This is a genomic window from Clostridium sp. OF09-36, from assembly GCF_003481985.1.
Classification (GTDB): Bacteria; Bacillota; Clostridia; order Lachnospirales; family Lachnospiraceae; genus Brotaphodocola.
On the sequence record NZ_QUMD01000001.1, the window covers coordinates 42,445 to 54,436 of the forward strand.

General features: G+C 50.2%; 11 protein-coding genes and 1 pseudogene. 6 read left to right on the forward strand and 6 right to left on the reverse strand.

Annotated elements, in window-relative coordinates; genetic code table 11:
* Nucleotides 1–94: 94 nt before the first annotated feature.
* Nucleotides 95–1,108 (forward strand): LacI family DNA-binding transcriptional regulator, encoded by a 1,014-nt coding sequence (locus DXA97_RS00195; RefSeq protein ID WP_118718149.1) that lies wholly within the window; start codon nucleotides 95–97, stop codon nucleotides 1,106–1,108.
* 263 nt (nucleotides 1,109–1,371) lie between these two features.
* Nucleotides 1,372–1,953, forward strand: coding sequence for a 50S ribosomal protein L25 (locus tag DXA97_RS00200; RefSeq protein WP_118718150.1), 582 nt, complete (start codon nucleotides 1,372–1,374; stop codon nucleotides 1,951–1,953).
* A 96-nt stretch (nucleotides 1,954–2,049) separates the two neighbouring features.
* Here DXA97_RS00200 and DXA97_RS00205 read toward each other — a convergent pair whose 3' ends face one another.
* Nucleotides 2,050–2,637, reverse strand: a complete 588-nt coding sequence (locus tag DXA97_RS00205) for an HD domain-containing protein (RefSeq protein ID WP_118718151.1) — start codon at nucleotides 2,635–2,637, stop codon at nucleotides 2,050–2,052.
* Nucleotides 2,638–2,952: 315 nt separating this feature from the next.
* Here DXA97_RS00205 and DXA97_RS00210 point away from each other — a divergent pair, with 315 nt between their 5' ends.
* Complete coding sequence (locus DXA97_RS00210) at nucleotides 2,953–3,687, forward strand: sugar kinase (RefSeq protein ID WP_243107486.1); 735 nt, start codon at nucleotides 2,953–2,955, stop codon at nucleotides 3,685–3,687.
* 23 nt (nucleotides 3,688–3,710) lie between these two features.
* The gene (locus tag DXA97_RS20515) at nucleotides 3,711–3,971 is read left to right on the forward strand and encodes a PfkB family carbohydrate kinase (protein WP_243107487.1); all 261 of its coding nucleotides are present in this window, start codon (nucleotides 3,711–3,713) and stop codon (nucleotides 3,969–3,971) included.
* 154 nt (nucleotides 3,972–4,125) lie between these two features.
* Here DXA97_RS20515 and pdxA read toward each other — a convergent pair.
* From pdxA to DXA97_RS00235, 5 genes and pseudogenes are all read right to left on the reverse strand, one after another.
* Nucleotides 4,126–5,161 (reverse strand): annotated as a pseudogene (gene pdxA, locus DXA97_RS00215) (4-hydroxythreonine-4-phosphate dehydrogenase PdxA).
* Between the two features lie 152 nt (nucleotides 5,162–5,313).
* Nucleotides 5,314–6,273, reverse strand: coding sequence for a 2-keto-3-deoxygluconate permease (locus DXA97_RS00220; RefSeq protein WP_118718152.1), 960 nt, complete (start codon nucleotides 6,271–6,273; stop codon nucleotides 5,314–5,316).
* Between the two features lie 24 nt (nucleotides 6,274–6,297).
* On the reverse strand, nucleotides 6,298–7,431 hold the full coding sequence (locus DXA97_RS00225; RefSeq protein ID WP_347561414.1) for a glycerate kinase: 1,134 nt from the start codon (nucleotides 7,429–7,431) through the stop codon (nucleotides 6,298–6,300).
* Between the two features lie 16 nt (nucleotides 7,432–7,447).
* Complete coding sequence (gene larA, locus DXA97_RS00230; protein WP_118718154.1) at nucleotides 7,448–8,725, reverse strand: nickel-dependent lactate racemase; 1,278 nt, start codon at nucleotides 8,723–8,725, stop codon at nucleotides 7,448–7,450.
* 27 nt (nucleotides 8,726–8,752) lie between these two features.
* Nucleotides 8,753–9,976, reverse strand: coding sequence for a four-carbon acid sugar kinase family protein (locus tag DXA97_RS00235; protein WP_118718155.1), 1,224 nt, complete (start codon nucleotides 9,974–9,976; stop codon nucleotides 8,753–8,755).
* A 166-nt stretch (nucleotides 9,977–10,142) separates the two neighbouring features.
* On the opposite strand from DXA97_RS00235, the gene DXA97_RS20520 reads away from it, so the two are divergent.
* Together DXA97_RS20520 and DXA97_RS20525 are read left to right on the forward strand one after the other, a co-directional pair.
* A complete protein-coding gene (locus tag DXA97_RS20520) occupies nucleotides 10,143–11,147 on the forward strand; it encodes a PrpR N-terminal domain-containing protein (protein WP_243107488.1) in 1,005 nt (334 codons plus the stop codon).
* Nucleotides 11,144–11,989, forward strand: a complete 846-nt coding sequence (locus DXA97_RS20525; RefSeq protein ID WP_243107511.1) for a helix-turn-helix domain-containing protein — start codon at nucleotides 11,144–11,146, stop codon at nucleotides 11,987–11,989. Before DXA97_RS20520 ends, DXA97_RS20525 begins: the two co-directional genes overlap by 4 nt.
* Nucleotides 11,990–11,992 lie beyond the last annotated feature (3 nt).

The window sequence follows — 11,992 nt, forward strand, 5'->3', positions numbered from 1 at the left end:
TTGTTGATGTTCATGCGCTGCGCAAACAGCAGCGCTCTTTTCTATCTGATCTGTACGGATCCGGGAAATACAGAAAACTGCATGGAGGATTTTCATGGCACGAATCAAAGATATCGCAGAACTGGCCGGGGTCTCCCGCGGGACCGTGGACCGGGTCCTGAATAACCGGAGCGGTGTCAGTCCGCAGACCGCCGATAAAATACGGGAAATCGCAAAAGCCCTGGACTACCGTCCCAACAAAGCCGGGCTGGCCCTGGCTGCACAAAAGAAAAAAAATAAGATCGGCGTTATCCTATTTAGCAAGAATAACCCCTTTTTTGATGAAGTCAGCGAGGGTGTACAGGCAAAAGCCCGGGAACTTGCCGACTATGGCGTAACAACGCTGACCAGACGGGTCGAATTCGACGTAACTGCCCAGCTTGCTGCCATCGATGAACTGCTGGAGGAAGGCATCCAGGGACTGCTGCTGGCACCATACAACCATCCCGCAATCCAGGAAAAGATCGACACATTGGTTTCCCGTGGGATTCCGGTCATCACAGTCAACACAGATATCTGCGGTTCCCGGCGAATGGCCTACGTCGGCAGTGATTACGTCCGTGGTGGCCAGACTGCTGCCGGACTCCTTGCACTCATGACCGATGGAGAAACAGAACTCGGCATTATCACCGGTTCCCAGAATGTGCTATGCCACTCCGAACGTATCCGCGGGCTCACTGAAACATTGGAATCGTCCTATCCCAGAATCCACATCGCCGAGATTCTGGAAAATCATGACGACGAATTTGAAAGTTATGCACTGACAAAGCAGCTTTTGCAGCAAAATCCACATCTTGATGCCCTGTTCTTTGTTGCTGCCGGTGTATCCGGCGGCTGCAAAGCCATTCAGGAATCCGGGCGTCATCCAAAAGTTGTTACCTTTGATGAAGTCCCCACGACCCTGGATATGCTGCGCTCCGGTGTCATATCCGCCACCATCAGCCAGCAGCCCCGCAGACAGGGTTCCCTCTCCCTGAATCTGCTTTTTGAATATCTGACTGCCGGGACACTACCGGTTCAGGAAAAAAATTTTGTTGAGCACTCCATCAAAATCCGGGAAAATGCCTAATTTCCTCCCGTTTATTATTAGCAGTCTGCATAAAAGAGTGCTAATTTCTGAAAATATTGCTAATTTTATTTCTTTGTGTACTGTTTTTTTGTAACTTTTTCAAGGTTCACTTTTTTCCAGAAGTGCTATAATACAGTCAGTGCAAGAAGAACCAATCGATGTTTAAAGCAACACATCAAGCTCTCCAGCTACACGAATGAATAACGATTATAAGACCGGAAGGATTTCTTTCTCCGGCCATTCAAAGTAGGAGGCAGATTATTATGATGACATTAGCAGCTGAAAAAAGAGACCCTGAGGTAAAGGCAAAAAAATTAAGAAGAGAAGGCTACACCACCGGCGTTTTATATGGTCGTGAGATGAAAGAAAATGTAGCTCTGAAATACGCAGAAAAGGATGCCTTGAGCTTCATTAAAAAAGCCAAAGAGGGTGCACAGACCATGCTGGATATCGCAGGTGAAAAGGTCGATGCCCTGGTAAAAAATATTGATTACGATCCACTGAGCAAAAAAATCCTGGCACTGGATTTCCAGGCACTGGTCGCAGGTGAAGTTGTATCTGCAACCGTTCCGGTCACCTTTGTAAATGAAGAAGTCGTTCAGGGCGTCTTCGAACCGGAGATTACCGAGATTCATTACAAAGCAGACCCGGCACATCTGCTTGACCCGATCGAGATCGATCTGGCAAAACTTCCGCAGGGAACCAAGACGTTGTATGTCAAAGACCTGAAGCTGGAAGAAAAAGGTGTTACCGTAGTTACCACTGCCGATTCCCAGCTGTTCCATCTTGGTGAATATGCAAAGGTTGAGGAAGATACCGAGGAAGAAGCACCTGCAACGAAATAATAATTCCGTACAATAACAAACAAGGGGCGAAAGTCCGCAGCTGCCAGACATGGCGGCTGCGGGAACTTTCGCCCCGTTTGTATTTCCTATATAAAATTACTCTTTAATATTCCCCTTCACAATATTCTCTTTCAGGATCTGGTCCGTGATCTCGAACAGCTTTTCCGAGCCTTCGCGGGTACGGGACTGTCTTCCGTAAACCTGCTTGGCCGTAACATCGTGACGTTTCCAGTCTCCACCGTCATTGCTGTTATTCAATAAAAGCGGCTGCAGGTTATCCAGCGCTCTTGCAAATTTTGCTTCCGGGGTCTTGCGCTCTTCAAATTCATCGAAGATTTCCACCAGCTTCTCTTTCTGGTCATCCGGGAGCAGGGAATAGATGCGTTCTTTTGCTGCGTTTTCCCTTGCCTTCTGGGTTTTCAATCCTTCCGTATCGTAGGCGTAGGTGTCCCCCGCATCGATCTCCACCACATCATGGATCAGGCACATGAGCATAACCCGCGCCACATCAATCTTTTCATTGGAATATTCCTGCAAAAGATATGCCATGATCGCCATATGCCAGGCGTGCTCCGCGTCGTTCTCATTACGCCCGTGTCCCGTCAGGTGCGTCTGACGGAAAATATTTTTCTCTTTATCGATTTCCAGAATAAAGTCAATCTGCTTCTGTAAACGTTCGTCCATACTGATTCCTCTTTCTGCACACGCCATGCCAGTTACGCTTGCTATTTGCTAACCCAAGCCTTTCACAGCGCAATTTTCTCAGTTCAAAAAATTCCTATCCGTGTACAATAACATTCTACCACAGCTTTTCCCCTCTTTCAGCCACAAAATACATTCTCTCTACTCAAAAGCGTGGTATAATGAGCGAAAGAGAGCCAGAAAGCTGCTTGCAGATTTCTGGCGAACGGCGAAATTATTGAGTGGTGAAACCACGAGATAATGAGCGAAAGAGAACCAGAAATTAAATTGCAATTCCATTGAAAGGATGATATTTCCATGAAAATACTTACCTTCGGAGAAATCATGCTCCGTTTAAAAACACCGGACCACCTGCGGATCGTGCAGACAGACGGGTTTGAGGCCAGCTACGGCGGTGCGGAATCGAATGTTGCCGTGTCACTTGCCACCCTTGGTGATGACGCTGCATTCGTTACCAAACTTCCAAAAAACCCGGTAGGCGATGCCGCATTTAATGAGCTGCGCCGCTACGGGGTCGATACCTCCCGCATTCTGCGTGGCGGTCCAAGACTCGGCATTTATTACTTTGAAAAGGGCAGCGATATCCGCCCAACTAATGTACTTTACGATCGTGCAGGAAGTGCCCTGGCCGAAGCCGATGCCAGCGAATTTGACTGGAAAGCACTGCTTGACGGTGTGGATATTTTCTTCTTTTCCGGTGTCACACCTGCCATCAGCACTTCTGTAGAACAGGCTGTACGCGATGCACTGCAGTACTGCCACGCACATGGCATCACCGTCATCTGCGACTTAAATTACCGCGCGAAAATGTGGTCCCGCGAGAAGGCCCAGTCCGTCATGAAGGAGCTGATGCAGTATGTAGACCTGTGTATCGCCAACGATGAAGATTTCGAGGCAACTCTCGGCATCCACGCCTTCGACGGGGATATGCACACGGCATCGACCAGATTGAGACCTACCGCCAGGGCATGCAGAAAATTCAGGAGCTTTACCCAAATTGCAGCGCAGTTGCCAGCGTCCTGCGCAATTTGAAAACCGCTGAGGACGGGGACTGGATGGGCATTTATTTGAAAGACGGACATTTTTACGAAAGTCCTGTCCATACCGTGCATAGCTTCGAAGCTGTCGGCGCAGGGGATGCCTTTGCCGGTGCCCTGATTCATGGGCTTGTCCACCAGTTTTCCCCACAGAAGCTGATCGACTTTTCCATTACCGCCAGCGTTATGAAGCTGATGATCCAGCATGACTTCAATCTGGTCAGCGAAGACGAAATCCTCCGCATTATGAAAACCGGGGACACAAATGTCATGCGCTAGAAGAATTTCCTTACATTAAAAAACAGGAGACACCAGCGTCTGCGCCGATGTCCCTGTATCTTGCCAGATTTATGTGCCGGACAGTGCCTCGGGGACTGTCCGGCTTTTTTCACTTGAACTGGCTGCCGCAGTTTGTTCTGCAGCAGCCTAAATGTTATGACTGCCGGTTATTTGCAAACATGACTGCGTATTCGATGGAATTACGCAGGCTCAGCTCGCTGGCAGTTCCGGTTCCTGCCTGGTCAAAGGCGGTTCCGTGGTCTACGGATACACGGATGATCGGAAGTCCCAGGGTAATGTTCACACCGGAAACTGCATCCCACGCCTTTTTCTCATGATTGTATACAAAGCCTACTACCTTTAACGGAATATGTCCCTGGTCGTGGTACATGGCAACCACAATGTCATACCAGCGCCTCTTGCCTTGGAGAATAAGCTGTCCGGCGGTACCGGGCCGTCTGCGTTGATGCCCTCTGCCTGGCTGCCTCGATTGCCGGGATGATCTCATCAATCTCCTCATGGCCAAACAGTCCGTGCTCGCCGCTGTGCGGGTTCAGGCCAGCAACACCGATCTTCGGCTCCTTGATTCCCAGCTCCTTACATGCCTTATCTGCAATCCGGATGACATCCAGCACACGCTGCTTCTTCACGCGGTCGCATGCCTCGCGCAGGGATACATGAGTGGAAACATGAACCACTCTTAAGTTCTCATGGGCCAGCATCATGGTGTAGTTTTTGGTTCCAGTCATCTCTGCATAGATTTCGGTGTGACCGGAATAATGATGTCCAGCCAGGTTAACAGCCTCTTTGTTAAAGGCGTTGGTGACGGTTGCATCCACCTTATGCTCTAACGCAAGGTTGATCACCTTTGCCACATACTGGAAGGCTGCCTCGCCGCACATAGCGGAAACTTCTCCTCGTTTTAACTGGTCCATATCGACCAGTCCCATATCCAGCACATCGATGGTCCCGTACTCAAATTTTGCATCCGCAACATCCTTGACCGGGTTGATCTTCATCTCCGTGTGTCCTACGATCGGCAATGCTGCCTCCATCACACAGGCATCTCCCACTACGACCGGACGGCACAGGTCATATAAAGACTTGTCCGCAAAAGCCTTCACGGTGATCTCCGGTCCAATGCTGGCCGGGTCTCCCATGGTAATTCCCACAATCTTCTTTTCGCTCATACCAAAACCTCCTGAATCTTCCATTTCATATCACACTTCTATCTTACACGGAAAGGGCCGGAGGCGTCAATCCATCCGGCCCTTTCCTGAGCGATTACACAACGGATTTTGCCAATGCTTCACAGTCACGGGCCAAAAATCCATTCATTTTTTTATTTCTTAGCTGCTCTGCGCTTCTCTTCCATCTTGTGAAGGGTAGATACCAGTAACGGACAGCAGATCGCGGTAACAATGATCGCTGCGGTGATCTGTGCAGTTGCTGCCTCAGATACTGCTAACAGGGTTGCATCTACTGCTGCTACGGATGCCGGAGTTGCTGCTGCGTTTCCTGCAGTAGTACCGATCGCACCACCAACCTCAGGATAATCCATTTTTAACAGCTTGTAAACCAGGTAACCGGCAAGACCGGTGATCACGGTACATCCAATACCTAAGAGGATGCCAGGAGCGCCTGCCTTTAACAGGTTCATGATGTTTAAGCCTGCACCCAGCGGGAATGCGAAGAACGGGATCAGCATGGAAGCACCCGGCTCGCAGAACTTACGGATATCTTCGTCCAGGTTACCAAGAATGCAGCCTACGATAACTGGAATGATACATCCAACTAAAACAGACATCGGGATCTTTGCAACACCGGCAGCGCCTAATGCTACCATGGTGAAGAACGGGCCATCGTTGATGGACAGGATGGAAACTGCACCTACGTCAGTCGCATCACCGTACTCACCTGCAAGAGCTGCGTACAGACCACCGTTTGAGTTAGCAAGCGCACCTACGATTGCCAGGGTAGACAGGCCAAGGAAGCCAGCCTCGCCAAAGAGCTTACCGCAGATCAAGCCGATGATGATACCCATACCAACCTTTACCAGCGTGATCGTTACGCCTTTATAGATCGTAACACCAGCCTTCTTAAAGTTGATGGTTGTCGCGTTACAGAAAATGAATACTGCCAGGATCGGCATTGCACCGGATTTCCAGAGGTAAGTGGTAAAGGTACCATCAAACATGGTCCAGATGGTGCCGCCGAAAAACGTGTTGATGATCGCACCTAACAGCAGCGGAACTACCATTAATCCGCCAGGAATCTTTTTCACAGTTTTTAAAATGTTCATTCTGTTATCCCCCTTTTAAAGCATTTACTTTGTTGCAAGTAATCTTAAAATGTTATCGACCGTGTAGCCAAGGTTTTCCTTGCTGTGGTGACGGCTGACCGAGAAATCCTGTGGCAGGCGGTTGATCGGGAATACTGCGGTCACGCCCATCTCGTATGCTTTATCAATCTCACTGTCATCTGCACCACCTACAACAGCGATCACATTCTTATTCTGTTTCTTCGCACGCTCTGCGATGCCGATAACTACCTTTCCGCGAAGGCTCTGGGAATCCAGCTTGCCCTCTCCGGTAATGATGTAATCTGCATCCTTGATCATCTCGTCGAAGTTTACGGTATCCAGTACAGTCTGGATGCCCATCTGGAGACGGGAGCCAAAGAAAGCGATCATGCCGGCACCCATGGCACCTGCTGCACCAGTTCCCGGTACCTGGCTGATGTCCTCGCCGGTTGCTTCTGCGATCACGCGGCTTAAATTCTTAATGCCTGCATCCAGCTCCTCAACCATTGCCTCGTCAGCACCCTTCTGAGGTCCGAAGATGTAAGATGCTCCGGTCGGTCCGTACATCGGGTTGTCGATATCGCACATGGTAACGATCTCAACCTGGTCGAGAACCTTTGCTTTTCCGCTCAGGTCGATCTTTGCGATGTCTGCGGTGGTTCCGCCGGTCGGAACAAACTCCTTGCCGTCCTTGTCGTAGAACTTGATGCCTACTGCAGCTGCTGCCCCGCATCCACCATCGTTGGTGCTGGAGCCGCCAAGACCTACGATGATCTTCTCAACGCCGCTCTCTGCTGCTGCAAGGATCAGCTGGCCAACGCCATAGGTCGTGGTCAGCTTCGGGTTCTTTCTGTCCTCTACTAACGGAAGACCTGCACAGGAAGCCATCTCGATGACTGCAGTTTTTCCTTCATGGATCAGTCCGTAGTAGGAATCCATGTCCTCGAAGTAAGGATTCTTTACCTTTACGGATACCTTGCTGCCGCCAAGCGCAGTCAAGAATGCGTCTACAGAGCCTTCACCACCGTCCGCAACCGGAACACATGCGGTTTCTGCCCCAGGAAAATGCTTCTCTACCTTTTCCTTTGCGATCTCGCAGATCTGCTCAGAGCTTAAGGTTCCTTTAAAGGAATCCGGTATCAGGATAAATTTCATAATATTCCTCCTCTTTCGATTATTCTCTTACGATCACGGATACGCCATCCGGGATTACGGTTACCTTGTAATCGTCCTTCTTCACGATTGCTTTTGCCTTCTCCATAGCCTCTTCCATGCTGTGTGCCGGAACCATATGCAAATCCTCTACCAGCTGGTCATCGCAGGAGGAAACAAAGACTACGGTTGCCTTTAACAGCAGTCTTGCAAAGATCTGGGACTGCCACTGGTCAATGATGGTCTCCTCCGGCTTTCTGTCGAGGAAGGTCTGCATCATACGGTTCAGATCTTTTTCATCGCGGAAGGTCTCATGGAAGTACTTGCCGCCATGTCCGTCTGCTGCCTTGGAAAGCATGATGATCACGCCGCCCTCTTTTACAGTTGCCTCTGCTGCGGTCATGCCCTTTACAGACTGGTAAATATTCTGATCCAGCGGGTAACCACCGTTGGTGGAGATTGCGATATCTGCCGGGATCGCATCTACCTGGCACTTGGAAGCAAGGAACTCACGGCCAACTCTGTGAGCCAGATCGCAGTCACCAGCTACTGCAAAGATCGGATCATGTGCTGCGTCGATGACAACATTAACGATGAAGTCCAGTCTTGCTGCTCTTGCTGCGTACAGCATATCGTTGTGGATCGGGTTGCCCTCGATCACGCCGGTACGTGCATGCGGGTCAGCAATGAAACCGGAGTTGTGGTTGTACATAACAGTCTCACGGCTTGCAACGCCCGGAAGGACACTCTTTCTGCCGCCGGAGAAGCCAGCGAAGAAGTGTGGCTCAATAAAGCCCTCTGCTACTAACAGGTCAGCCTCTGCTGCCAGACGGTTGATAATCAGGTTGCCGCCGGACGGAAGCTTTCCTAAGTAAACCAGATTGTCCTTATCGTCGCAATCATGCACTACAATCTTCTCGTTTGCCATGATCTCTGGACCAAATTTTGCTGCCAGCTCTTCCTTAGTTGTAGTTCTGTGAAGACCGGTAGAGATCAAGATGGTGATGTCGGCATCCGGGTTTCCTTTACGGATCTCGGCTAAGATCAGAGGCATCATGATATGGCTCGGTACTGGTCTGGTATGGTCAGAAGAAATAACCACGATCTTTTTCTTGCCTGCTGCCATATCGCACAGTCTCGGGGTTCCGATCGGGTGCTCCAGGGCATCCTGTACCAGCTCTGCACCGCTCTTCGGTGCCTTGTAGCTGTGAAGCTCAGATAAGAGAACACCTGCAAAATGCTCATCTTCGATCTTTGCTGTTAATTTTTCTTTTCCGTAAGGTAATGCAAATTCTTTCATTGTGATTCCTCCTTCATGATATATGGATTAAATCGTTTCCTTTAACTTTCTCAGTGCAAATGCAACCGCGTCGTCTTCCCCGAACGCTCCCGCCTTGGTAACCAGCTTTAAGCCCTCGAAGGAACCGCCCTTCACCCGGACTAACGGGATGCCTACCCGGATCTCGGAGAGGATCTCCGATCCGTCTGCCCCGATGTTTGCCAGCATTCCCAATGCAGTATCGCCTCCGGTCAGGAATACTCCGGATACCGGAACCTGATTCAGTACCTGCAAGGCCAGATGACCGATGATGGAACGGACCTTATCGCCGGTCTCTACCGGTCCGAGGCCAAGCTTTTCGCCTGCCTCAAAAGAAAGCTCCAGCTCCTCCCTGTCATACGAGGTGTTCGCAAGAAGAATGGTGTCCTCCCCATTCTTTAAGAATTCTATGGTCTGCTCCAGATAGGAAGCCGTATCCTCCTCGCCGGAAAGGATCCGGTGCATCGGAATCTGCACCATGCGGATTCCCTTTTTCTCACAATATTTCATCTGGCGGTTTGTGACAGTGCTGACACTCGCCACGACACCAAACGCCGGAAGGGACGGACGCTCCAACTGCATGAGATTGTCCGCAAGTCCAGCCGTTCCGATGTATAACACCTTTTTCCCGGTCTGTCCGGCTGCAACCAGGATCTTTTTCAGATCGTCGTTCGTCTCTGCATCGCAGGCGTAAATTCTTCCCTCGTCAAAGCTTAAATCCCTGCTGCGCACATCGGGAAGGCGTTTTAAAAATACCTTTTCGTCATAGCTTGTTGCAAGCATACGGACCAGATTGTCTTCCACAACCGGGTTTTTCGGATCCAGAGCCAGCTCTGTCCGGCAGATCTCCACACCGTTTAAGCACTGGACTCCATCTACCGTTGTACGCCCCAGATCTGGAAGCGCCGGTGCAAAAACGACCAGCTCCGGCTGGAACTTTTCATCGACCGCTTTGACCTCCGCCGCAATGTTTCCTCGCATGGTAGAATCCACCTTCTTGATCACATAGCGGAAACCTGAGAAATCCACCGACTCTACCGCATGGGATACGATCTCATATGCGTGGTCCGGATGTACCGTCCGCGATTCCGTATCGATCACAACCGAATGCTCCGTTCCGACCGGTTTCCCGGAAAACAACACCTCCGTTGCAAAGCCCCTTCTCCGAAGCTGCACACCAGTGTCATTCGCGCCAGTGAAATCGTCCGCAATGATCAGGTATTTGTCCTCCAACTGTGTTCACCCCTCTCTTACTGTTTATTTTTGAAACACTTATATCTTAATTTTCAAAAATTTAAGATTTATTTCTCATACGATTTATATTCTACACGCAAATAGCTTTGATTTTCAATGAATTTATTGTATAATATGTTTAACTTTGTAACACTTGGAGGTTTTTATGACGAAAAAAATCCGCATTCTTGGAATCGCACCTTATAAAGGACTTGTCACACTCATGAAACAATGTGCACTGCAGTACCCGGAAATTGAGCTCAACGCCATGGCCGGTAATATGGAGCAGGGACTTGCCGTTGCCAGACGCTACAGCGAGCAATACGACATCATCGTATCCCGTGCAAATACCGCAAACATGATCTCACAGGCTGTCCACATTCCTGTCATCGATATCGGTATCGGCTACTACGATGTTCTGCGCTGTATCAAAATGGCCCAGAACACCGGGACCAAATTTGCACTGCTTGGCTTCCAGTCCCTGACCACCATTGCTAAAAATCTCTGCGATCTTTTGCAGATCAAGCTGGACATTTTTTCCTTTTCCCCGGAAAGCTGGAAGGACTCTGACCGCCTGCTTGATAATATGAAGGAACAGGGCTACAAAACCGTTATCTGCGATATGATCCCCTACGACCACGCAAAGCTGATCGGCATCACCCCGATCATCCTGACCTCCAGCGCAGAAAGTGTGCGGCTGGCGATCGAGGGGGCCATCCGCACCTGGCACCAGAACCAGAGACTGCTATCCTCCAACGCCATGCTGCAGACCCTGATCCACAGCAGCTCCAACCGCCACCTCATCCTGGACCTAAACGGAAACTGCCTGTACTCCACCCTGGATGCAGGAAAAGAGGATGCCTTCATTGACTGCCTGAAAAAGAAATCTCCAAATCCAAAAACATCCCTCGCCGTTCCTTTTTCATTACCTTGGAAAACCAGCTCTATTCCATCCGCTCCAGCTTCTCCGAGGAGGGAGCGGAGTCCTACCTCATTTTCCGTATCATGCCATCCAAGATCCCGCTCAGCCATTCCAAATACGGCATCACCATTATGGACAAAGAAAGGGCAGAAAAAAACTTTTCTGAAAGCTTTTACAGCAACACAGAGCTCGCACGCGGCATCATCGCTGCCACCGAAAAATTCGCCGCCTCCGACGCACCGCTCATGATCACCGGCGAGATTGGGACCAGTAAGGACCGTATTGCCTACATTTACTACGCCAAGAGCCATCGCTGCAACAATCCGCTGTATGTGATCAACTGTGCCCTGTTAAACGACAAGACCTGGAATTTCTTGATCAACCACTACAATTCCCCCTTCACGGATAATGGGAACACGATCTACATTTCCAACCTGGGCGTGCTCTCCTTGCAGCGCCAGAAGCATCTTCTATCCATTATCCTGGATACGAACCTTCATGTCCGCAACCGGCTGATTTTTTCCTGCACCCAGTCAAGGGACGGACATCTTCCCCACGCTGCCCTGGAATACAGCAACATGCTCGGCTGCATCCCGCTTCCCACCAATCCGATGCGGGAACAGAAAAACGATCTGGTCGCTTCGGCCAGTCTTTACATCGATACGTTAAACCAGGACCTTGGCCGCCAGGTAGTCGGCCTGAGCGATGAGGCCGCACGCCTTCTTCTGGATTACGACTACCCCTGCAACCGGACGCAGTTTAAACGGATACTAAAAAAGGCAGTGCTGGGAACCAGCACCGCCTATATATCCGGTGAAACCATTGAAACTATATTAAAAGAAGAATCTGTTCTGTTTCCGGCCGAACATCCCGCACACGCCACGTCCCATGAAATATCTCATGAGATGTCTCACGGGCAGCCAGCCGCCGAAGAAAAACCAGCCTTCTCCTTAAACCTGGAGCAGTCCTTAGACCAGATCAGCCGCGACATTGTGCTGCACGTTCTGGCACTCTGCGATGGGAACCAGACCGCCGCCGCAAAACGGCTCGGCATCAGCCGCACCACGCTGTGGCGCTATGTCAACCGGTAGACT

Coding starts and splice junctions, on each gene's coding strand:
- DXA97_RS00195 (WP_118718149.1), top strand. CDS start 95: ATGGCACGAATCAAAGATATCGCAGAACTGGCCGGGGTCTCCCGCGGG.
- DXA97_RS00200 (WP_118718150.1), top strand. CDS start 1,372: ATGATGACATTAGCAGCTGAAAAAAGAGACCCTGAGGTAAAGGCAAAA.
- DXA97_RS00205 (WP_118718151.1), bottom strand. CDS start 2,637: ATGGACGAACGTTTACAGAAGCAGATTGACTTTATTCTGGAAATCGAT.
- DXA97_RS00210 (WP_243107486.1), top strand. CDS start 2,953: ATGAAAATACTTACCTTCGGAGAAATCATGCTCCGTTTAAAAACACCG.
- DXA97_RS20515 (WP_243107487.1), top strand. CDS start 3,711: ATGGGCATTTATTTGAAAGACGGACATTTTTACGAAAGTCCTGTCCAT.
- DXA97_RS00220 (WP_118718152.1), bottom strand. CDS start 6,273: ATGAACATTTTAAAAACTGTGAAAAAGATTCCTGGCGGATTAATGGTA.
- larA (WP_118718154.1), bottom strand. CDS start 8,725: ATGAAAGAATTTGCATTACCTTACGGAAAAGAAAAATTAACAGCAAAG.
- DXA97_RS20520 (WP_243107488.1), top strand. CDS start 10,143: ATGACGAAAAAAATCCGCATTCTTGGAATCGCACCTTATAAAGGACTT.
- DXA97_RS20525 (WP_243107511.1), top strand. CDS start 11,144: ATGATCACCGGCGAGATTGGGACCAGTAAGGACCGTATTGCCTACATT.